At 39.1% G+C, this 21,973-nt stretch carries 18 protein-coding genes; 10 read left to right on the forward strand and 8 right to left on the reverse strand.

Annotated elements, in window-relative coordinates; translation table 11 throughout:
• Nucleotides 1–220: 220 nt before the first annotated feature.
• The 3 genes from F580_RS0114020 to trxA all read right to left on the reverse strand — a co-directional run bounded on the left by F580_RS0114020 (nt 221) and on the right by trxA (nt 3,086).
• Nucleotides 221–1,174, reverse strand: a complete 954-nt coding sequence (locus tag F580_RS0114020) for a D-2-hydroxyacid dehydrogenase (RefSeq protein WP_019028370.1) — start codon at nt 1,172–1,174, stop codon at nt 221–223.
• A gap of 165 nt (nt 1,175–1,339) precedes the next feature.
• A complete protein-coding gene (locus F580_RS0114025) occupies nt 1,340–2,545 on the reverse strand; it encodes an NnrS family protein (RefSeq protein ID WP_019028371.1) in 1,206 nt (401 codons plus the stop codon).
• A 196-nt stretch (nt 2,546–2,741) separates the two neighbouring features.
• Nucleotides 2,742–3,086, reverse strand: a complete 345-nt coding sequence (trxA, locus tag F580_RS0114030; RefSeq protein WP_342663220.1) for a thioredoxin — start codon at nt 3,084–3,086, stop codon at nt 2,742–2,744.
• 618 nt (nt 3,087–3,704) lie between these two features.
• On the opposite strand from trxA, the gene F580_RS0114035 reads away from it, so the two are divergent.
• Complete coding sequence (locus F580_RS0114035) at nt 3,705–4,613, forward strand: LysR family transcriptional regulator (RefSeq protein ID WP_019028373.1); 909 nt, start codon at nt 3,705–3,707, stop codon at nt 4,611–4,613.
• Nucleotides 4,614–4,728: 115 nt separating this feature from the next.
• A complete protein-coding gene (locus tag F580_RS0114040) occupies nt 4,729–5,403 on the forward strand; it encodes an alpha/beta hydrolase (RefSeq protein WP_019028374.1) in 675 nt (224 codons plus the stop codon).
• A gap of 599 nt (nt 5,404–6,002) precedes the next feature.
• Here the strand turns inward: F580_RS0114040 and F580_RS0114050 are convergent.
• The 3 genes from F580_RS0114050 to F580_RS0114060 are packed head-to-tail and all read right to left on the reverse strand — an operon-like array spanning nt 6,003 to nt 9,506.
• The gene (locus tag F580_RS0114050; RefSeq protein ID WP_051092088.1) at nt 6,003–7,376 is read right to left on the reverse strand and encodes a sigma 54-interacting transcriptional regulator; all 1,374 of its coding nucleotides are present in this window, start codon (nt 7,374–7,376) and stop codon (nt 6,003–6,005) included.
• A gap of 28 nt (nt 7,377–7,404) precedes the next feature.
• Nucleotides 7,405–7,980 (reverse strand): hypothetical protein, encoded by a 576-nt coding sequence (locus tag F580_RS0114055; protein ID WP_019028377.1) that lies wholly within the window; start codon nt 7,978–7,980, stop codon nt 7,405–7,407.
• On the reverse strand, nt 7,977–9,506 hold the full coding sequence (locus tag F580_RS0114060) for a sensor histidine kinase (protein WP_019028378.1): 1,530 nt from the start codon (nt 9,504–9,506) through the stop codon (nt 7,977–7,979). The genes F580_RS0114055 and F580_RS0114060 overlap by 4 nt, the downstream gene beginning before the upstream one ends.
• 384 nt (nt 9,507–9,890) lie before the next feature.
• Here F580_RS0114060 and F580_RS0114065 point away from each other — a divergent pair, with 384 nt between their 5' ends.
• From F580_RS0114065 to F580_RS0114075, 3 genes are all read left to right on the forward strand, one after another.
• Nucleotides 9,891–10,244 (forward strand): EF-hand domain-containing protein, encoded by a 354-nt coding sequence (locus F580_RS0114065; RefSeq protein WP_019028379.1) that lies wholly within the window; start codon nt 9,891–9,893, stop codon nt 10,242–10,244.
• Nucleotides 10,245–10,862: 618 nt separating this feature from the next.
• The gene (locus F580_RS0114070) at nt 10,863–13,049 is read left to right on the forward strand and encodes a M3 family metallopeptidase (protein WP_019028380.1); all 2,187 of its coding nucleotides are present in this window, start codon (nt 10,863–10,865) and stop codon (nt 13,047–13,049) included.
• Between the two features lie 372 nt (nt 13,050–13,421).
• The gene (locus F580_RS0114075) at nt 13,422–15,065 is read left to right on the forward strand and encodes a DUF5666 domain-containing protein (RefSeq protein ID WP_157443122.1); all 1,644 of its coding nucleotides are present in this window, start codon (nt 13,422–13,424) and stop codon (nt 15,063–15,065) included.
• Nucleotides 15,066–15,163: 98 nt separating this feature from the next.
• On the opposite strand, the gene F580_RS0114080 is transcribed toward F580_RS0114075, so the two are convergent.
• The gene (locus F580_RS0114080) at nt 15,164–15,421 is read right to left on the reverse strand and encodes a DUF2164 domain-containing protein (protein ID WP_019028382.1); all 258 of its coding nucleotides are present in this window, start codon (nt 15,419–15,421) and stop codon (nt 15,164–15,166) included.
• A gap of 260 nt (nt 15,422–15,681) precedes the next feature.
• On the opposite strand from F580_RS0114080, the gene F580_RS0114085 reads away from it, so the two are divergent.
• A complete protein-coding gene (locus tag F580_RS0114085) occupies nt 15,682–16,653 on the forward strand; it encodes a putative porin (protein ID WP_019028383.1) in 972 nt (323 codons plus the stop codon).
• 64 nt (nt 16,654–16,717) lie between these two features.
• Here the strand turns inward: F580_RS0114085 and F580_RS0114090 are convergent, their stop codons facing one another.
• Complete coding sequence (locus F580_RS0114090) at nt 16,718–17,176, reverse strand: Lrp/AsnC family transcriptional regulator (protein ID WP_019028384.1); 459 nt, start codon at nt 17,174–17,176, stop codon at nt 16,718–16,720.
• Between the two features lie 483 nt (nt 17,177–17,659).
• On the opposite strand from F580_RS0114090, the gene iscX reads away from it, so the two are divergent.
• The 4 genes from iscX (at nt 17,660) to rlmN (ending at nt 21,971) form a co-directional block, all read left to right on the forward strand.
• Entirely contained in the window at nt 17,660–17,866 is a 207-nt protein-coding gene (gene iscX / locus F580_RS0114095) for a Fe-S cluster assembly protein IscX (RefSeq protein WP_019028385.1), read from the forward strand.
• 339 nt (nt 17,867–18,205) lie between these two features.
• Nucleotides 18,206–19,894: an NAD-dependent malic enzyme gene (locus tag F580_RS0114100; RefSeq protein ID WP_019028386.1), complete on the forward strand. Its 1,689-nt coding sequence runs from the start codon at nt 18,206–18,208 to the stop codon at nt 19,892–19,894.
• 188 nt (nt 19,895–20,082) lie between these two features.
• The gene (ndk, locus tag F580_RS0114105) at nt 20,083–20,514 is read left to right on the forward strand and encodes a nucleoside-diphosphate kinase (RefSeq protein ID WP_019028387.1); all 432 of its coding nucleotides are present in this window, start codon (nt 20,083–20,085) and stop codon (nt 20,512–20,514) included.
• A 296-nt stretch (nt 20,515–20,810) separates the two neighbouring features.
• Nucleotides 20,811–21,971 carry a dual-specificity RNA methyltransferase RlmN gene (gene rlmN, locus F580_RS0114110; protein ID WP_019028388.1) on the forward strand — a complete coding sequence of 387 codons (1,161 nt, stop codon included), beginning with the start codon at nt 20,811–20,813 and terminating at the stop codon, nt 21,969–21,971.
• Nucleotides 21,972–21,973: the final 2 nt, after the last annotated feature.

The following is a 21,973-nucleotide window of genomic DNA, read 5'->3' on the forward strand; positions in this document are numbered from 1 at the left end:
TTATTGCCCACTTGTACGGGTTAAAATACTCCAAGGCTGCGCTATTCTCAATCCCAATAGCCGGCTATTGCACAATCGAGCGCCTTACCTTGAGTTGTTTTTTCTTCGCACAACAAGATCACAAACTTAATGAAACGGCTATTAGATTAATTGCAGTGGAAATCACTTTGTCCTTAGCAGGCTTAACTCTGGTTTTACTCGGGCTTAATTTAGGCTTAACTTAGTCTAAGCGGTTTAAGCGTTTACCTTGTTTAAAGGCAAAGATATTCTCGCTCAGTAAATTAATGAGTCGCATTTGCGCTTCAATACTTGCCCAGGCAATATGGGCAGTGATTTTCAGATTTTTTAACTTAGCATTAACGAGTAAATGATCTACAGGAGGTGGCTCTTTTGTTAAAACATCTAAAATTGCATAGGCAATATCTTTGTTTATTAAAGCACTTAATAAAGCTTCTTCATCAACTAATGCGCCACGCGCTGTGTTGATTAATACCGCGCTATTTTTCATGCGAGATAAGACATTAGCATTAATAAGTTTTTCTGTTTCAGGGGTTTGCGGACAATGTAAACTAATAATGTCTGCTTGCTCAATAAGGTTATCAAAACTAATTCGTTCAGCTCGAATTGAACTTGCTTTGGGTCGTTCACTAATGAGTACTTTCATGTTAAAAGCATGGGCAATGCTTGCTACCGCTTTACCTAAACTGCCATAACCAACAATACCTAGGGTTTTTCCTGCTAGTTCAGCGATACCATTACCGTGATAACAAAAGGCATCGCTGCTTGACCATAAACCTTGCTCGGTGTTGTTATTATGGTGATTGGTTTGTTGAAAATATTCGAGTAACTGAGCAAAAATATATTGGCCAACAGCTTGCCCGGCGTAACCACTGACATTTGTTAGCGCAATGTTTAATTTCTGGGCTGCTGCTATATCGACATTGTTATAACCGGTGGCACTAATACAAATTAGTTTTACCTTAGGTAATGCCGATAATATATCGCCGCTTAACAGAACCTTATTGGTGATAATTACCTCGGCCTCAAGACAGCGAGCTATTATCTCATTTGGTGACGTGTTGGCATAACAAGTTAATTGGCTTACTTGTTTTTCAATCGCGGATAAGTCGATGTTAGGGCTAAAGGTTTGTTTATCTAAAAATACTGCGCGCATGTTATTTGCTCATTTTTATTTAACTTAATTAATTTATATGACTTATATGGTTTAACTAAATTATTTTAGTAACCTAATGAAAGAAGCTAGCTCTAAAGCGTTTGCTAGCTTTTTACTTTTATCCCAAAAGACAGCTGTCTTGGTAACTCGATAGTGTAAATCACTCTATCCAGGTCGACCATCTTTTCTTGCGGTAATTAACATGGGTCCATAGCCGATGATAAATAGTGCAAAAGCAATAATCCAAAATCCGCCACTGATATCAATAAATAATAACGTTTTTTCGGGGACTGCCCAGGGTCCGAAAGTTCGTAGCAATGCCGCTAAACTTATTAATACATAGGCAATAGTCATTGATTTCGGTGGTGTGAGTGGGCGGCCAGTATGACCTAAAGATACCCGTGAAATCATCGCTAATATTAAACCGCCCATACCGCCAATTGTCAGTAAGTGCCATACGTGGTTACTCGGTACCTCGGGGATTAAATAACTAGCACCAAGTACAAATAAGCCAAAACAAATAAACTTCATCGCGCCATGTATAGACCATAACAGCGGTATGCTTAACGTGATCCAAGGCCGCCATCGTAACCAACGTATGGTTTGAAATACGCTAGCAATGATCAGTAATACCCCAAAGAATAGTGCTGAAAAGCCAACGACCGGCTGTAAAAGTAAACTTAACATGGCAATCGCTAAGCTACCGTTAGCGGCTTTATCTAACCAAGGTAATGGCTCAGCTTTAGCAGTTTTTGTGCCATTTGCAGTAAACATAGGCGCAACACGCCCAGCCATGACGGACATTAAAAAGGTCACTAACATCACGCCGGCATAACCCGAATAGATGCTATTGAATGTTTCAGGGTAATGTATCGCTAAGTGCATCTCTGCATTAGCGAGGGTGAATAAAGCGAGTAGTGGTACAAAGAATAAATTACGATATTGTTTGATAGCAATAATTGGCTTGGCTAATACCAATGCAACGACAGGAAGAAAGCTTAAGTCAATCAGGCTAGTTAGCGTTGAACCAAATAAGTCAGGCATAACTAGAAAAACGCGTCCTGCTAACCAGAGTAAGAATAAAGCGAGTAAAGTCTTACCTTGAGCCCCCTTAACCCCTGTCCAATTTTGTACAGCGGTTAATAAAAAACCGGCAATAATGGCGCCGCCAAAACCGAAAATCATTTCATGAATATGCCACCAATAACCACCACCTAAGGGCGATAAACTGATTGTTCCCCGATACATTAATAACCATAGAATAATAGCGAAAATGCTAAAAATAGCACCGCTAAGGAAGAATGGTCTAAAGCCTAAACGTAATAGTGGCGGAATTTTTTGTTCTGTTGCTAAGTCGGTAATTTGCATCATAAGGTCTACCTTATACCTATCTAAGTAATTGCGTCGGTATTGTTAGTAATAATAGTAATCAACAATTGTAATGAATTACAGGCATCGATATCCGAAATAGATCAAAGAATTGTTAATAAGCTTGAGATACCGCGTTGGACTGGCTATCGATGATGCATAGCCGAGTCCGTACCGCATACTTTAAAATCACATATTTTTACTGTTGTTGAATAAATTTCTTAACTTGGTTAACTGAAGCTGCGCCTACTTGAGTTGCGACTAACTTTCCATCGTTCATTAATAGTAAGGTGGGTATGCCACGAATACCAAATTTGGCCATTAGCGCTTGGCTGTTATCCGAGTTAATTTTAATGACTTTAATATCATCAAAATCTTGTGCTATTTGCTCAACTACCGGCGCAAGCATTTTACAGGGAGCGCACCAGGGTGCATAAAAATCTATTAAGACTTTACCTTTAGCTTGCTCGACTTCTTGAGTAAATTGCTCTGCTAAAATTTCTTCGACCTTAATCGGTGTTGCTGTACTCATGTTGTACTCCATTTTATTAGGTAGTTATCTTGGGTGATAGTCATTGTTAACTCTCCCTTTAATTAGTCTAAACAGTGTACTTAACTTGGAATTGATAGATTAGATGTATTTAATAGGATTCATTGTTCTATATATGAAACAATGGGGTAGGTAATACCAGTTTCATTAAGTTGGTGATCTTGTTGTGCATAGGAAAAATACACCAGAGCAAGGCGCTAGACTGAGTAATAGCTGGCTATTGGGATTGAGAGTAATACCAATTACACTAATATATTGATCAACTGAGAGTTATATTATGGAGCTTAGAACAAGAAAAATTACTTAAACATAGTTATTCTATATTTTTTTAATTTTGTGCCGTTATCAGTTTGCTAATAAACTCCCATAGGGCGAGTTTAAAAAGCTTACATGAGTCGTTATTGATTTCGACAAGGACGCTACATGGATGTAGCTTATTAGAGAATGCAGGAGCTTATTCTCCTGAATAACCATTATCTTCAATCAATGCCTTGCCTCTATGCCTTTTAATTCTCGCTCAGTGGTCAATTAATTAATGTACTTGGTATCGCGCTGACATGGCGTATTTTAACCAGCACAAGTGAGCAATAATTTAATGAGATTGGTATAAGTATGAAGTTGAGTAATTTAGATGATTTACATTTATTTGTAACCTTAGTCGAAACCGGATCATTTACCCTAGCAGCCAAAGAATTAGGCATGGCAAAATCTAAAGTCAGTCGGCGCTTGGTTCAGTTAGAAAAAAAATTAGGCTGCGATCTGCTTTTACGTACCACGAGAAAGCAGGAACTTACTGATAGTGGTCGCTTACTTTATTGTTCGTGTAAAGAGCATATTGATGCCTTAACCAAAGTTGAAGAGGAACTATCCGCTTCGTTGCATCAACCACAAGGTCAGCTGAAAATATTATTACCGTTAGAGTTTTTTAATAAAATAATAAGTACCCTAATTACTGACTTTTTAAGGCGCTATCCTAAAATTCAGCTGCATTGTCAGCACTACTCAGGCTCGGTGCCTGAATTTGATCCTAAGTTTGATCTCTGTTTCGTTTTACATGAGCAAGCGTTGCCGACAACCAACTGGATTGCTAAAGAGTTACTAAGCTTTCCCCAATCTATTTATCTATCACCGGTGATGGCATCCAAGGCACAACGGAAACTACTTGCTAATAAAGCCATTAAGCCAGAACAACTTAGCCAATATGACTGTATATTGGCAGAAGAAAACCAACCTTGGCACTTTCGTAATAATGAAAAAATTGAGCAAGTGATGGTTTCTGGCAAGCTGATACTGACTAGCCCAGAGATGCGTCTTCAGGCGGCAGAGCAGGGTCTAGGCTTGTGTAAATTACCGGATTACATGATAAAAAATAGTGTACCAAGCCAATCATTACAACGTTTGTGTTTAAACCACCAGAGCATAGCTCAACGGTTAAGTGTGCTCTATCAAAGTCGTAATATTGCCAGTAAAACTCGAACCTTTTTAGATTACTTTCAGAGTAACGTCGGACAGTTACTCTAAAAGTCATTAGCCGGCTAAGTATTCGGTAAAATTGTTCCTATATGCCGTTTTGCTACAGGCATTAACCTTGTTATGATGTGGCATCTTTTTATTAACGAATAAATCATTGAATTTTATGTCAGCAACCTCACTTGAACGAATTACTATCGAGCCTAAATCTCCGGCAACTTCCTGTGTCATCTGGTTACATGGTTTAGGAGACTCAGGTGCAGGATTTTCACCTATTGTGCCGGTGTTGGACTTGCCAAAAAATCACGGCATCCGCTTTATTTTCCCGCATGCGCCTGAGCAAGCAGTCACTATTAACCAAGGTTATGTGATGCGATCTTGGTATGACATCAAAAGCATGGATCTACATAACCGTGCCGATATGGCCGGGGTGTTAGAGTCTGAACAGCGTGTACAAGCACTAATACAAGAACAGATTGACTCAGGCATAGCGGCAAAGAACATTGTTTTAGCAGGTTTTAGCCAAGGCGGTGTCTTGAGTTTATTCACCGGCTTACGATTTTCGCAAAGTTTAGCGGGTATCTTGGCATTGTCTTGTTATTTACCGACTGCAGATAAATTACCTGAGCAATGCCATAGTGCCAATGCACAAACCCCTATTTTGCAAAACCATGGCGACCGAGATGGTGTGGTGCCATTGAGTGCCGGTAAAATGGCAAATACATTATTATCAGCAGCAAACTATAAGGTGACTTGGAAGACATACCCGATGGAGCATTCCGTATTGCCTGAACAACTTACCGATATTTCAGCTTGGCTACAAGCTAGACTACTTGCATAATTAACCGCTATCACTGAGTAGGGTTAAGGTAAGTTATGGATGAGGTTAAAGGACAAAGTGGCACTGTAAAGTAACAAAGCCGGTGTCTTAAAGTATGTCATCGTCTGTCGGCAGATGATGTATTGTCAAGAAGGCGATTTTTACCAAGAGCTAACCGAGGCTGGCGTTAATATTAAAGTGCAAGTATTAGATTTTAAGCTTAATTAGCCGTTATCCACTGACCCTAGTTAGCCAAGTGAAAAAAGTGGTGAGTCACACCAATTGAATGTGACTCACGTTATGACTGTTCAAAAAACGAGTCACACTGTAGATGAAGTTATAGGTAACGTTATACCAATTTGATTAAATTTCTTCCCAACTCAGAGCTCTGCTCAATGTTCAATAACAAGGGGGATTTGTTTCGGTTTAGTCATTCTAAATCAAATAAATTTAACGATGTTAGTGGGCATCGAGCAAGCTCCCAGAGGGCGAGCTTAAAAGGCTTACATGCTGCGTTATTGATTTTGACAAGGGAATAACCATTCTCTTCAATCAATGCCTTGCCTTTAAGCCTTTTAATTCTCGCTGAGTGGGAAATAACTTAATCAACTTGGTATTAACTAGTCTTCTCTATAGGATCCAGGCACTAAATGATGACGATTTAACAGCTTATAAAACTCAGTACGGTTACGTTGCGCAATTCGCGCTGCTTGTGAGACATTACCAGCAGTAATTTTTAATAATTTTGCTAAATAATCTCGCTCAAAATGGTCTCTTGCTTGTTGAAAAGACGGAAATTTCGTTGAATCATCACGTAGGGCATTTTTCACTAACGTTGCACTGATGACATTTTCACTTGAGAGCGCCACGCTTTGTTCAATTACATTTTGCAATTGCCTAATATTGCCGGGCCAAGGCGCACTAATCAGTAATTCCATCGCCTCTTGGTTAATGCTTTTTATCGGCATATTTGAGCGCGCAACCGCTTGGTTCAAAAAGTACTGCACTAATAATGGAATATCTTCACGTCGTTGTATTAGGGGGGGCAGTTCTAGCTCAACCACATTGAGTCGGTAATATAAATCTTCTCTAAAGGTGCTGGCTTTAATCGCTTTGGTTAAATTAACGTGCGTTGCTGAAATGATACGAACGTCAATTTTAATCGCTTGAGTACTGCCTACCGGCCTAACTTCTCGCTCTTGTAGTACCCGTAATAATTTCACTTGAAAACTAAGGGGCATATCGCCAATTTCATCTAAAAATAAAGTGCCACCATCGGTCGCTTGGAATAAGCCTTGATGATTGCGCTCTGCCCCAGTAAATGCGCCTTTGGTGTGGCCGAATAGTTCGGATTCAAGTAACTGCTCAGGGATTGCGGCACAGTTAATTGCGGTAAAAACTTTATCTTTCCTGTTACTGGCTTGATGAATTGCTTTTGCTAATAACTCTTTACCGGTGCCGCTCTGGCTGTGAATAAGCACACTAAAATCACTATTGGCCACTTGTTTGGCTTGCTGTAATAGCGATGTCATCACAGTGCTGCGACTAATAATATGACTACGCCACCGCTCAGTTTCACACGTTTGGTCACCACTGGATGGTTGTAATCGTATCGCTAGTTCAACGGTGTCGAGTAGCTCTTGGCTTTCAAACGGCTTAGTTAAAAAGCTAAATACACCTTGTTTAGTGGCGTTAATTGCATCTGGGATGGTGCCATGAGCCGTCATGATTACCACAGGAATATTTGGATGCTGCACTCTAATTTGTTCAAATAAAGCCATGCCATCCATACCTTCCATCCGTAAGTCGCTAATCACAACCTGCGGGATGAAGTGCTGTAATGTCCCTAGGGCAATTTTAGCATTGGCGGCTGATTCAACCTCATAACCTGCTGCTGAAAGTCTAATACTGAGTAAACGTAACAAACTAGGATCGTCATCTACTATCAGAATTTTAGCAGGGCGTATTGCCGCTGCTGGCGTTTTTTGACTCATAACATTATCTCTTTTAGGGCTTGTGGTATTAGCCACGCTCATTAATATTTTGATCAATTTGCTTTAATAACTTTAATTGCTGTTGTAACTGCTCGATGAGCAGGTGGTGTTCATCCGACTCTTTTTTACATGTTTCGCGGTGAGCTTTATGGCTTGCAAGTAAATGTAGTTGGCTATTTAACTGGTCTCTTAGCACCATGATAAAAGCAAAATTTTCTTTAGCTATGCTATCGCCAGAGAGTAAGTACTCATTAAGCAATCGCTTGGCTTTGTATGGATGGTGTAGGTTGGAGTTAGGTAAACTGTAAATTAAAATGAGCTTGCCTTGGTTAAGCACTATATCTTCACGATATTTATTATTGATAAGGATTTTCAGATGTTTTTCTTCTGCCAATAGCCCCTTATCCGTTAAGTTTTTTAACCCTAAGTAATACTGGCTATAATTCTCTGAATCATTAGTCGCAGGGGGAGGCATTTGACAGGCACTCGTTAAGCTAATGAGGCAGGCAATAAAGAGCATTGATAGCTTTTTTTGTACTCGGGCTACGGGGGGAGGAGTGAGCCAGTTCATGGCAGCATATAAAGTCAGACTATTATTTTTCATACTTCATCTTCTACTTGCGAATTTGGTAAAGTGATGGTGACGCGGGCACCTTGTCTATGGCTTTCGTGTGGCTCTTTTGCCTGAGTAATACGGATGCTGCCATTGAGACGCAGTAATAGCTCTTTAACTATGGTCAGTCCTAAGCCGCTACCTTTTATCTGGCTATTCTGGGGAGGTTGACCCTGATAAAAAGCATCAAAGACTTTCTCACTAAGCGCGGAATCGATTCCTGGCCCTTGGTCAATGATAGTAATGGTTAAGCACTCTTTATCTTTTTGATACGTTATCTCGATAGTGCCATTAATGGGTGAATATTTAATCGCATTCGACAGTACATTATCTAAAATAACACTGAGTTGCTTACTATTACTGTAGATATAACAATGGCTTTGATCGCATTTTAATATTATACCTTTTGACTTTATATCGAGTTTTCGAACACTACAGGCGTCATCGATAAGCGCCGCTAAATTAACTTTTTCTAAGCCATGTAAGCTAGTTGAGTCGAGCACAATATTAAAATCGAGTAAATCTTCAATTAAACGTTGTAATCGATTGACGCTTAAACGAATGATATCGCAAATTTCTTGTTGTTCTTCATTAAGTGAACCAACGCTATTATCATAAATAAGCTCAGTGCCTTCTCTTATGGCTGCCAGTGGCGTTTTTAATTCATGGGAGATATGCCGAATAAAACTCGATTTTTGTAACTCTAGGGTATGTAAGCGCAGGCGCATATTCTCTAATGCATCAGCAATCTCTCTTACTTCGACCGGACCATGTAAATTGATTTCTTGTTCAAAATCCCCTTGCTCTAGCACTTTAATTTTATCGGTGAGTCTTCTTAGCGGCTTGGTGATTAAAATAATAAATATAGCAGCTATTAGCAAAGTGATAGGAATGATATACAAACGTGCAAGAATGTTGTTACTAATATTTTCAGTGGTATGGTGAATATTCAATACGTGCTGATTAACAACAAAATTGCTGCGTACTTCAATACTGTCATTGATTTCATGTAAGTGCTTAAAGTCACCTTGGATGTCTTTCAGTGAGAGGCTGTCGATTACGTCGCTCAACATTAAGGTTTTTATTCTTTCGCTATCAAGTTGCAATGACGTTAATAACTTTATCAGTACTGCATCTTTTTGTTTCTCTGCGGTATCGCTAATGAGACCAGATAACACCTCTTGCTGGCGACTAAAGCCACTAAGTAACTCCTCATCCTTAAGCACTATATATTGGCTCGCAGAACGTTCCATTCTCGCAATAGTGTCATCAAGCTTATTGTTGAGTTGGGTGAGTTGGGCCACATGATAAATAGCGCTAGTACTCTGTTTGGCTAATTGACTGACCTTATTAGCACTGAAAAGTAAAGCAGTGACTAAAGGCAGGGCGACCAAGATAAAGCCTATTAAGGTGAGTTTACTCAGGGAGATCTTATTAATAAATGACTGACTAAAAAGTGCCAGCGTTAGCCGGCGCAGTTTGGCTTTACTTTTGTTTAATTTACGAAGGAAAGTCATGAATCTTTGGCCTGAACTCTATCGGGTTAAATGAATGTAGGTGTCCTTTGTATGATAAAAATAAAGTAAAAACAAGACTGTCTTTAATATGAGACACCTATTTCTCTGTTGTGACTTTGTTGTGGCTTGTGTGTAAGTTTTTGTATTTATTGTTTATTCTTTATTATCGTTAGTTTTTTATCAGTGAAAAGCAGATTAATATATTAATCTGTTGTTATATGGCGACAGTTAAAGGGTTATTTTGAGCGAGTGATTGGTATTATTTTATTTTAAATTCCTTAAAATCAAGGTGTTATTGTTTGTGGCACGTTGTGTGCTATTCCTTTATCGATAATGAATTTAACCAGCGAAATTTAACGCTCAAGATTTTAAGAGAGGAATCTAATGAAAAGTATCAGCTTAACGCAAGTAACCGCCTTTGTAGTCGCCGTGACTATGGCTTCTTTTTTAGTTAATGCTGATAAAGCATTAGCTCATAGTGCAGAAGGAAATGATGCTAACCATAGTGAACATTCAACGGTTAGCGCAGTCAGCGAAAATGTAGTGCTGAGTACTGAAAGCTTTACTTTCACTTCTTTAGATATCAATAAAGATGGTAAGTTAAGCCAACAAGAAGTGCTTGCCGGCAAAAATACCTGGTTAGTTAACTCATTCAAACAAATTGATAGCAACTTGGATGAATTATTAACAGAACAAGAAATTGTTGATTTTGTGTCAAAAACAGCTGCAGCGAGTTAACGACCGCTATTGAGTAATCATCCAGCTGACCAGTTTTAGGGGAGCTCCCAACTCGTATCATTACATTTATTTGCCATTCTTAAGGACAAAGAGGGCTTATACCAATCGGACTAATTTATTGATCACTTAGCGAGAGTTAAAAGGTTTAGAGGCAAGGCATTGATTGAAGAGAATGGTTATTCAGGAGAATAAGTTCCTGCATTATCTAAGAAGCTACATCCATGTAGCGTCCTTGTCAAAATCAATAACGCGGCATATAAACCTTTACTTTTTATTAGGTACTCGCCCTTTGGGAGTTCAGTAGCAAACTGATAACATCACAAAATGCATGAAATATAGAATAACTATGTTTAACGCATTTTGTTTGTTCTAAGCTCGCTACTGAAGCTCTAAGTTGGTCAATTAATTAATCCGTTTGGTATTCATCGTCTTGTTATAATCCACTCCCCTTTGGGCTGGCTACATTGGTAGCCGGCCTTTTTTATCGCTGGATTTTATAACTTAAGGTAAAAATAAGTTTAGTTGCACTGATCTCGGGATAGACGGTAGTTGTCGATATATCCCGGCCGAAAAATGCTTGATACACTAAGAGCAATTACTATAAAAAGAGAATACTCAATGAAATCCCAGTTTATCAAAGCATTGTTAGCTTCTAGTATCTTAATGGGTTGCTCAACAGCAACGGATACCATTGAGGGTCAATCTGCTGCTAACATGGTAAGTAAATCTCCTAGCGTACAAGCAGTACAAGAATCACAAGCACTTTTGCTTGCTAAGTGGCAAGGACCGTTTGAGGGCGTACCTGCTTTTGACCAAGTCACCTTAGCTGGGCTAGTGCCGGCAATGGAACAAGCTATGGCTGATAAATTGGCTGAAGTTGAGCTTATTGCTAATAACAATGAGGCGGCTACTTTTGAAAATACCATAGTCGCTATGGAAAAAACGGGTGCAGAGTTAAGTCGACTGTTCACGTATTACGGGATTTGGCGTGCAAATAAATCAACGCCAGAATTTAGAGCATTACAAAGCGAGATAGCACCAAAACTGTCAGCGTTTTACTCAAAAATAAACCAAAATGAACAATTATTTAAACGTATTTCAGCGGTTTATCAAAGCGATGCCGTGAAGGCGATGACCCCTGCCAATCAGCGTTTAGTGTTATTAACTTATAACAGCTTTTCTCGTAATGGTGCGACCTTAAATGCGGCCGATAAAAAACGTTATGCAGACATTAATTTACGTTTATCCCAGCTACAAACAAGGTTTGGTAATAATATTTTAGCGGATGAAGAAGGTTATGTACTGTATTTAGATAAATCACAATTGAGTGGTTTACCTGAATCTATTGTTAACGTAGCGGCAGCGGCAGCGGACGAGCGTGGCCATGAAGGTGAGTATGCGATTACTAATACGCGCTCTTCAATGGACCCTTTCTTAACCTACTCAACAGAGCGTGAATTACGCAAAACAGTGTGGAATACTTACTATAGCCGAGGCGATAATGGCGATCAGTATGATAACAATGCCATCATTGCTGAAATTTTACAGTTACGCCATGAACGTGTTGGCTTATTAGGTTATAAAAACTATGCCTCATGGCGCTTAGAAGATCGTATGGCTAAATCGCCGGAAAATGCCATTGCTTTGATGGAGTCAGTTTGGCCTGCCGCTATTGCCCGTGTTGATGAAGAAGTTGCTGACATGTTAGCCATCGGCAAGAGAGAAGATGGTATTGAGCAAGTACAAGCGTGGGATTACCGTTTTTATGCGGAAAAAGTGCGTAAAGATAAATACAACTTAGACTCAGATGAAGTAAAACAATACCTTCAGTTAAATAATCTTCGTGAAGCTATGTTCTATGTAGCAGGGCGTTTATTTAATTTTAACTTTACCGAAATTACTGATGGCTCTGTCCCTGTGTTTCATCAAGACGTTCGTGTTTGGGAAGTAAAGGATAAAACTTCTGGTGAACACATTGGCTTGTGGTATTTAGACCCATTCGCTCGTAAAGGTAAACGTTCAGGTGCTTGGGCAACAACATACCGTTCCCACACTACCTTCCAAGGTAAGAAAAACGTGTTATCGTCTAACAATTCAAACTTCTCCAAAGGCGTTGCCGGTCAACCAACATTAATCTCTTGGTCAGATGCGGAAACCTACTTCCATGAATTTGGTCATGCATTACATTTTTTAGCCTCGAAAGTTGAATACCCAACACTGAACTCTGGCGTACGTGATTACACTGAATTCCAATCTCAACTGTTAGAGCGTTGGTTAACAACGGATGAAGTGATTAATAACTACCTAGTGCATTACAAAACTGGCGAAGCAATGCCAAAATCACTGATTGCTAAAATTAAAGCAGCGGCCACCTTTAATCAAGGTTTCAAAACAACTGAGTATCTAGCATCAGCCCTTGTTGATATGAAATTTCATACGGTTGATCCTACCGGTATTGATGCCGATAAGTTTGAGCGTGAAACTTTAGGCGCATTGAAAATGCCTAAGCAAATTGTAATGCGTCATCGTAGCCCGCAGTTTGGTCATATCTTTAGCAGTGAAGGTTATGCTTCAAGTTATTATGGTTACATGTGGGCTGAAGTATTAACTTCTGATGCAGCTGAAGCTTTTGCCGAGGCGCCAGGTGGTTTTTACGATAAAGAAGTGGCTAATAAATTAGTGGAGCATTTATTTAGTGTCCGTAACGCTGTTGACCCAAGTGAAGCTTACCGCGCCTTTAGAGGACGTGATGCTAAAGTTGAAGCCTTAATGCGTGATCGTGGTTTTCCCGTGAAAACTAAGTAATAACGAACTCAACTGATCAGTTATAGCGCTTCGCTATATATGATTGTTAATTAAAACTCGCTTCGGCGAGTTTTTTTATACACAAAATAAGGTGAATTTGTAAGAGGAAAATAAGCCCAAGGTGTGGTCTTACTATTATTCTTTATCAAATACTTAGCTAGGTTTCTGCTGAGTCATCTGGTGAGTAACATAATGGATCAAAGTTACAATATATTAGCTAAAGAGACGAAGGTAGACTCGCTCCCCTATTTGCAGCTTTATGGTTATATAGTGTCGTTGTTTCAATTCACTGCACTCTATTCGCTCAAGTTAAGCTGCGCTGTTTTAGTTGATTTAGGGAAAAACCCTAAGCTATTTAGTGGAATTGTATTGATGCAACATAGATTTACGGCTATTGCCGCAGTAGCCAGTTTGAGTTTACTTTTGTCAGCTTGTTCAGATGACGATGAAGAAGTAGTTTTAACCCCTAATGCCACCAGTTCAGGTATTGTCAGTGGCTTTGGTAGTGTGTATGTAAACGGCCTACGTTACGTTACCAAAGACAGTAGTATCATAGGCAATGGCTCAGAAAGCAGTGAAGAAGCGCTTAAAGTCGGCATGAAAGTGGTGATTAAAGCCAATCAGTCTGCAGATAATGACCCTACCGCCCTTGAAGTGAAATACCTTGCCGATGCTATTGGCAGAATCGACGCTATTGATCTAGCCGCGACTTCATTAAGCATATTAGGACAAACTTATTTTATCACTTCAGTTACACAATTTGATGAAGTGATTTTTAATGAACTGCGCGAAGGCATGGCGATTGAATTGAGTGCTTTTGAAAATGCTAACGGTAGCTTTACTGTTACCTACTTAACAACAAAAGACGATTTCAGTGAGCATCAATTATCAGGTACGGTATCAAAGCTTAAAACTCGAGAGAAAAGCTTTTTTATTGGTAGCTTAGTGGTTAATTACGGTGATGCTGAGGTGCAAGGGACCTTGTATGATGGCTCGACAGTTTCGCTAAAAAGCGATATTGGCCTGGTTAGTAATGAATTTATTGCCGATGAAGTGACTGTGCAAGGCATGCTGTTAGTGGTGGGTGGCACACTCACCGTTGCCGGTTTTGTTGAAGACATTAATAAAGTCGAGGCTGGCACTGTTATTGAATTAGATGGTCGAAACTTCCTATTAACCTATGAGTCTGATTTTAGCCAAGGCGATGAAGAAAACTTACGTGTTGGCGATCAAGTCAGCTTAGTGGCCACGGTCATTGATTCAGAGCTACAATCCCCTTATTACCCAATTAAGAATATTCGAGTTGAATTAGCCAATGAAATTAGTCTTGAAGGCATTGTTGAAGTTATAGCTGATGAGAGTTTTACTCTTTTCGGCCAAGCGTTTAGCGTTGATAATTATACCCAATATGAAGATGATTCTGAGCAAGATCTTCGTTACTTTAACTTCGCAAATATCGCCATTGGTGACAGGTTAGCAGTTGATGCTTATGAAGTTGACGGGCTGTTAATTAGTCGTAATATTGAGCGTCAAGAAACGGGGGCTATTGAAGGCGACTCACATGATATTGAAGGCGTGGTTGATAGTATTGATAGTACTTTGGCACGTTTTTCAGTGAAAGGTATTAACGTGTTGACCAATGAGCAAACTGAATTTGAGAATGCTGTTGGCAGCGATGTTGATCAAGCTACCTTTTTCAATACTTTAAAGCTTAACGATGAAGTTGAAGTAGAAATCATCGAGATAGGTGGAGACTGGTTTGCACTTGAAGTTGAAATTGACAGTGCCGAAAAAGATAACGATGTTGAATTGTTAGGTACAGTTGAGAACTATATTAGTCGATTTAACTTCACTGTAAATGGTCATCAAGTTATGACCAATATCCAGACTGAATTTGACAATGGCAGTGCCAGTGATTTAGCAAACGGGGTATTGATTGAAGTTGAAGGCAGAATAGATAGTAATGGTAAGCTCATTGCTGAAGAAATTGAGTTTATCGAACCTAGTGAGAGCTAGTTGTAGACTCAGCTAAACAAAATTAAACAAAGCCGCCGTTAAGCTAATAACTTAACGGCGGCTTTTTTGTGACCTAGTTTGAGCGACCAAAAAGCTGATTAACTAACCGGCTTTTCAATTTCATTAATGCCTTCTTCGACCATTTCACTGACATGTTCAAGTTTAGCGGCAATAACCGCTTGCGCATCAAACAAGCCGCGATTATAAAAATAAGCGCCAATTTCTTTTGAGAAAAAATCTAATAAAAATTCTGCATCAAACTGACCTAAGTCTTGGTCAAGTTCTTGGGCAAAATAACCTTGAATCTTGTTAACGAGTTGCTCTGTTTCGGTGCTGGAAAATTTAATGCTGCTCATAGCTGTTTGCTCTTAATAGAAGAAAGTTTAAAGAGTTATATCTGCCTAGTATATCGAGTGACTTGGCTAAATGGTTAGTGTTTTTTTTGATGTTCACTTTTACGTTAATAGCTACTTGACCAACTACTATTGTTTGTATCTGTAGGTGTTTTGTATAAAAAGTGTAAGTTTATTAATGGATTAATATACATGTTATGCCTTATCTGACATATTCCCCCTTGTTGTTAAAATGGACAATATAATAATAAGGATATATTACTATGAAGCTATCAAAGCTTTCAAAGTTATCAGCACTAGCGACTTTACTGCTATCAAATACGGTACTTGCACAAAGTTACCAGTCATTTTCTAACTTAAATTATTCACAACGAAACTTCACTTCTAATAATTCTACATTCAATCGTACTTATAAAAGTGATTCGGATAATATTACCTTGTCTAGCCAGTATTACTTTGATGAAAGGTTAACGCTAGGACCACTGAACGAATTTGATTATATCAATACCCTTAGCAATGTTTATCTATCAGCCGGTCATGGTGGTAGTGATAGTTTTAGCGCTGATAAATCTCAAGACTATAATCAAGAGTCGAGCTGGAATTCTGAGCATTATAGTGTCAGTATTGGCGGCGAGTGGATAACCAATAGTTTTATTTTTGGCGGCAGTTATAGTTATAGAAAAGCAAGTCATGACGGTGATTTTCAGCTGAATAGTGATAGTGGTAGTTACTCTTATGAAAACAGCAGTAGTTATTTTTCACTAAAATTCGGCTACTTGTTCACTGATAACTTTGTTATCAGTGCAGAGGCGTTTGATGATGACGATGGCGGTAACTTAGTCACCTTTAATGCGAGCTATAATTGGCAATTATCGGGCACTGACTATATTGGCTTTAGTTATGATGTAAATGAAGACTTTGATTATCATCAACTCTCTACTCGTTACTTTTTCGGTATTTCTACGCAAAGTTATTTAGTGCTTGGCGTCGATTATACGCTTTGGGATTTTGAATACTTTGGCACTGAAGATACTTGGAGTGTTAATTCGAGTTATTATTATAATGATAGTGCTTCTATCTCAGCGTCTTATGGCGAAGAAGGCAACTATAGCGTCAGTACTAATTATTTTGTCAATGAAAACTACTCGCTTTCAGCGGGCTACAATTCAATTACCGATAACAAGGTGATAGATAAAGCTGATGGTTACTTTGTTGGCTTTTCTGCACAGTTCTAATAAATATCCATCCATTGAAAAATAGCGCCACCATTATATTCTAGTGATGTAGTGGCGCATCTCGTTAAATATAATCAACTGGCAAGGCGGTGGTGTATTTGATTTCCTCCATGGCGAAACTCGAGCTGATATCTGAGAAGTCTACTTTCTTGATCAACTCTTTATAAAAACGATCGTAAGCCTTCATATCAGGCACTACCACACGCAGTAAATAATCAACATCGCCACTCATACGATAGAATTCGACAATTTCGGGGAAGTCATCGGCTACTTTGGCGAAGGTCGCTAACCAGTCGGGGTTGTGCTGGTTAGTTTTCACCATAACAAAGATGGATAGGCCAACGTTTAACTTCTCCGGATCAGCCAAAGCCACACGGCCTCTAATAATGCCTGCTTTTTCCATCGCTTGAATTCGACGCCAACACGGGGTGGTTGATAGGCCGACTCGTTCAGCAATAGCACTGGTGGAAAGGGTACAATCTTTTTGTAAAATACTAAGAATGTGTTTATCAAAAGAATCCATATTGCTCAACCCGCTTATAGCTAGAATTAAAAACCAACTTAAATGTATATCTTAGTATTATGTTCTTACTTAGTCGCGATTGAAAGTAAAAACAGTACAGTCGTTACTAGCGTTAATTAGTCAACATATAACTCACTCTAACAAACAAATTCGAATTTTTGCTTTACTCACCTCATCTAAATATTGAAGTCGCGTTAATATGATATTAGAGATCAGCCGCTACTGATATACTGCTGTGATAGCCGAAATATCATGGTGTTTGACGAGTGAATAAATGATGAAAAAATTAAAAGGTTGGTGGCATTCTGATTGCTCATTTTGTCGAAAAGTTAGGTTGCTATTCGTTTGGCTTATACTAATGTTAGTGGTAGATTTATTTTTCTTTCAATTGTTATTTTAGTGGTTAGCTTTAGTACTCAGGTTTTAGCTCGCAGGTTTTAGTTAGGCTGCTGAAATAACACGGTTAATAATAGGCGGGCTATTATGGCAATGGGACTACTATGGAGCGACTCTCAAGAGATTGCTTTAGACTTAATTGAGCTGCATGGCGATGTTGATCCGTTTAAACTGCACTTCACCGATTTAAGGCAGTGGGTGCTAGATTTAGAACGCTTTGAAGATGATCCAAATCATTGTGGCGAGCGGGTACTTGAAGCCATTCAGCTAGCATGGATGGCGGAAGTTGATTAATGCCATTATTTAAAGGCATTGTTTAAAGGCATTAACTGAAGCTATTTATACTCAAGGGGTTTATACGTGCAGTGTTTTATACCTTTAGTGGTATTACCAGTTGTGGCGTTTTATCTAGGCGGTAGCCTTATTTATCAGTGAATAAAGGCTAGCAGTTTTCACAAAGTGAAATTGAAAGGTCTTTTTCAAATCTATTCAAAATCTATTCCGATAATAATCCCATCTTTTTAACAAATACCACCATTGCCTTGCTTTGCAGCGGGTTTAATTTCCTCTATACTTTGCTGCATTAATTAAGTAAATAATCATTATTCATCAAACATATAAGTAGTCAGTCAAATGCCTCAAGCTAAACGCCCACTTTATATTCATTATGCAGGCCCGTCATTATTAGAAACCCCCCTTCTTAACAAAGGTAGTGCCTTTAGCAAAGAAGAGCGCGGAAATTTCAACTTAACGGGTCTATTGCCGCCACGTTTCGAGAGTATTGATGAGCAAGCTGCACGTGCATACCGTCAGTACAGCTGCTTTCAAACAGACCTTAACAAGCATATTTATTTACGTGCTATTCACGATAATAATGAAACTTTATTTTTTAAATTGGTACAAAACCACTTAGCTGAAATGATGCCAATTATTTATACGCCAACAGTGGGTGATGCTTGTGAGCAGTTTTCAGATATTTACCGCAGCTCACGTGGTTTATTCATCTCTTACGAAGATAGGTTTAACATTGATGACATGTTGCGTAACGCCACTAAAAATAAAGTGAAAGTACTTGTCGTTACCGATGGTGAACGTATCTTAGGGCTTGGTGACCAAGGGATTGGTGGTATGGGCATTCCAATTGGTAAGCTTTCTCTTTATACCGCATGTGGTGGTATAAGCCCGGCGCATACTTTACCGGTAATGCTTGATGTTGGGACTAATAACCAAAAACTATTAGACGATCCCATGTACATGGGCGCGCGACATAAGCGTATTGATCAAGATTCATATGATGAGTTTATTGAATTATTTATTAGTGCGGTTAAGCGTCGCTGGCCAAATGTTTTATTGCAATTTGAAGATTTTGCTCAACCTAATGCCATGCCATTATTAGCGCGTTACCGCGATAGAATTTGTTGTTTTAATGACGATATCCAAGGCACGGCCTCAGTTACAGTCGGTACGTTACTTGCGGCTTGTCGTAGTAAAGGCTCTAAATTATCAGAGCAGACTGTTGCCTTTGTTGGTGCAGGGTCGGCAGGTTGTGGTATTGCCGAGCAAATTATCAGCCAAATGACTCGCGAAGGTATTTCAGCAGAGCAGGCACGTAGCCAAGTATTTATGGTTGATAGATTTGGTTTATTAACCCAAGGTATGAAAAACCTTCGTGACTTCCAAGAAAAATTAGTACAAAGCAATGAAGCGTTGGCTTCTTGGGATATTCAAGGTGAGTTCGCTTCTCTGGTTGAAGTAATGCATGGCGCGAAACCAGATATTCTTATCGGTGTTTCAGGACAAGCAGGTCTCTTTACTGAAGAAGTCATTACTGCAATGAAGTCTCACTGTGATTTGCCTATTATTTTCCCGCTAAGTAACCCGTCTCGCCAAGTAGAAGCAACACCGAACCAAGTGATTAATTGGACAAAAGGTAAAGTAATTATTGCCACAGGTAGTCCGTTTAAGCCGGTTGAATATGAAGGTAAAAGCTTTCGTATAGCGCAGTGCAATAACAGCTATATCTTCCCTGGTATCGGTTTAGCTGTTGTTGCGGCAAATATCACTCGTATTAGCGATGATATGTTACAAGTAGCCAGTGAAACGTTAGCAGCAGCGTCTCCTCTTGCTAATAAAGAGTCAGATGAACTACTGCCACCGTTAACCGCTATTGCTCAATTAAGTAAAGATATTGCGTTTGCTATCGCCCAAGTTGCTTTTAAGCAGAACTTAGCGCTACCGATGAGCGATGAAGAGTTAGTTACGAAAATAGAAGCAACTTTCTGGAAACCTATTTATCGTCAATATCGCCGCACAAGCGTCTAACTATTTCGAATTTAACCATATTTGATTAAAACGTCGCAACAATATAAATGATATTGCTAAGTGCGATATCATTAGTTGTTTGTGGGATTTTCGTCTATAATGCGCCCAAAATTCTAGCCGTTTAAACGAATGGTTGGATAAATATTTAAATTTTCAACGTAAATTAACACAACTTATAAGGGCTTATCATGGCTATCGAACGTACTTTTTCTATCCTAAAACCAGACGCAGTTGCTAAAAACTTCATCGGTCAAATCTACAACCGTTTTGAAACTGCTGGTTTAAAAATCGTAGCATCAAAAATGATCCACTTAAGCCAAGAAAAAGCTGAAGGTTTCTACGCTGAACATAGCGAACGTCCTTTTTTCGGTGCTTTAGTTGAGTTCATGACTTCTGGTCCAGTAATGGTTCAAGTTTTAGAAGGCGAAAACGCTGTTCTTAAAAACCGTGAAATCATGGGTGCTACTAACCCTGCTGAAGCACTTGCAGGTACTATTCGTGCAGATCTTGCTGATAGCATTGACGAAAATGCTGCTCACGGCTCTGATGCTTTAGAATCAGCTGCACGTGAAATTGCATATTTCTTCTCAGACGAAGAAATCTGCCCACGTACTCGTTAATTCACTTTTAATCTTCGCAAAGCTCACGACTCCGTTGTTGGCTATACTCATTGACTAACGTCAATTTCGTGTAGCTGCCTAGAAATCATTTCGTTTGCTTTGCTTTAAAAATGAATTAAATTTAAAGGATTTTACCTAAACAGGTAAAATCCTTTTGTTATTTTTAACGAATGATAAATTCTTTAAATATAAGCCAGTAAAATTGCGATTGTTGCTTAAAAAGCGTACAATACGCGCCTTGTTTTTTTAGGCTACTTTATTGAGTAGTTTAATTTTAGTTATTGAGAGTTTGTTGTATGAGTGATGCTAGCGGAAAAATTAACCTACTAAATTTTGATCATAAAGGTATGCGTGCATACTTTGAATCTATTGGAGAAAAACCCTTTAGGGCCGATCAAATGATGAAGTGGATTTATCACTTTGGCTACAGCGACTTTGAACTAATGACCAATATCAATAAGAAGTTACGAGAGAAGTTACAGCGCAACTGTGTGATTACCGCACCTGAAATCTCTGAAAAACAAATATCTTCTGATGGCACTATCAAATATTCGTTAAGACTTGAAGGCGGCCAAGAAGTTGAGACCGTATGGATCCCTGAAAATGATCGTGCCACCTTGTGTGTATCATCTCAAGTTGGTTGTGCATTAGAGTGCACCTTCTGTGCTACCGCCCAGCAAGGCTTCAATCGCAATTTAACTGTGTCTGAAATTATTGGCCAAGTATGGCGTGTTGCCAATGATATTGGCGCAACGCGCATTGCCGGAACTCGTCCAATTACCAACATTGTCATGATGGGTATGGGAGAGCCGTTATTAAATATGAAAAATTTAATACCGGCACTTGATACTATGCTGAACGATTTAGGTTATGGCTTGTCAAAACGTCGAGTAACAGTAAGTACCTCGGGTGTTGTACCCGCATTAGACATGCTTAAAGAGAAAATTGATTGTGCGTTAGCTATTTCAATTCATGCACCTAATAATAAGCTGCGTGATGAGTTAGTGCCAATCAATAAAAAATATCCACTGGAAGATTTTATCGCAGCGGCTGGGCGATATATCGATGGTTCAAAAGCGAATAAACAAGCAACCATTGAATACGTAATGCTTGATCATGTTAATGACAGTACCGATCAAGCACATGAATTAGCCCATGTGTTAAAAGGCTTACCGAGTAAAATTAATTTAATACCATTTAACCCATACCCAGGTTCGCCTTATACACGTTCAAGCAATTCACGTATTGATCGTTTTGATAAAGTCTTACAAAGCTATGGATTAACGGTTATTACCAGACGTACCCGTGGTGGTGATATCGATGCCGCTTGTGGTCAACTAGCTGGCGATGTTATAGATAGAACTAAGCGCAGTGCCTTCAATGCCTCAAAGAAAGCAGAAATAAGTTCATTGAAAGATCAGCCTAAAGCTGACACTATCTCTATAAAAACAGTCTAAGC

The organism is Colwellia piezophila ATCC BAA-637 (assembly GCF_000378625.1).
GTDB classification, from domain to species: Bacteria; Pseudomonadota; Gammaproteobacteria; order Enterobacterales; family Alteromonadaceae; genus Colwellia; species Colwellia piezophila.

Bases quoted from the DNA above. Each gene is read 5' to 3' on its own strand.
- F580_RS0114025 (WP_019028371.1), bottom strand. From the start codon at position 2,545: ATGATGCAAATTACCGACTTAGCAACAGAACAAAAAATTCCGCCACTA.
- F580_RS0114020 (WP_019028370.1), bottom strand. From the start codon at position 1,174: ATGCGCGCAGTATTTTTAGATAAACAAACCTTTAGCCCTAACATCGAC.
- F580_RS0114080 (WP_019028382.1), bottom strand. From the start codon at position 15,421: ATGAGCAGCATTAAATTTTCCAGCACCGAAACAGAGCAACTCGTTAAC.
- ndk (WP_019028387.1), top strand. From the start codon at position 20,083: ATGGCTATCGAACGTACTTTTTCTATCCTAAAACCAGACGCAGTTGCT.
- F580_RS0114065 (WP_019028379.1), top strand. From the start codon at position 9,891: ATGAAAAGTATCAGCTTAACGCAAGTAACCGCCTTTGTAGTCGCCGTG.
- rlmN (WP_019028388.1), top strand. From the start codon at position 20,811: ATGAGTGATGCTAGCGGAAAAATTAACCTACTAAATTTTGATCATAAA.
- F580_RS0114100 (WP_019028386.1), top strand. From the start codon at position 18,206: ATGCCTCAAGCTAAACGCCCACTTTATATTCATTATGCAGGCCCGTCA.
- F580_RS0114085 (WP_019028383.1), top strand. From the start codon at position 15,682: ATGAAGCTATCAAAGCTTTCAAAGTTATCAGCACTAGCGACTTTACTG.
- F580_RS0114055 (WP_019028377.1), bottom strand. From the start codon at position 7,980: ATGAAAAATAATAGTCTGACTTTATATGCTGCCATGAACTGGCTCACT.
- F580_RS0114075 (WP_157443122.1), top strand. From the start codon at position 13,422: ATGCAACATAGATTTACGGCTATTGCCGCAGTAGCCAGTTTGAGTTTA.
- trxA (WP_342663220.1), bottom strand. From the start codon at position 3,086: ATGGAGTACAACATGAGTACAGCAACACCGATTAAGGTCGAAGAAATT.
- F580_RS0114035 (WP_019028373.1), top strand. From the start codon at position 3,705: ATGAAGTTGAGTAATTTAGATGATTTACATTTATTTGTAACCTTAGTC.
- F580_RS0114060 (WP_019028378.1), bottom strand. From the start codon at position 9,506: ATGACTTTCCTTCGTAAATTAAACAAAAGTAAAGCCAAACTGCGCCGG.
- F580_RS0114090 (WP_019028384.1), bottom strand. From the start codon at position 17,176: ATGGATTCTTTTGATAAACACATTCTTAGTATTTTACAAAAAGATTGT.
- F580_RS0114050 (WP_051092088.1), bottom strand. From the start codon at position 7,376: ATGAGTCAAAAAACGCCAGCAGCGGCAATACGCCCTGCTAAAATTCTG.
- F580_RS0114040 (WP_019028374.1), top strand. From the start codon at position 4,729: ATGTCAGCAACCTCACTTGAACGAATTACTATCGAGCCTAAATCTCCG.
- F580_RS0114070 (WP_019028380.1), top strand. From the start codon at position 10,863: ATGAAATCCCAGTTTATCAAAGCATTGTTAGCTTCTAGTATCTTAATG.
- iscX (WP_019028385.1), top strand. From the start codon at position 17,660: ATGGCAATGGGACTACTATGGAGCGACTCTCAAGAGATTGCTTTAGAC.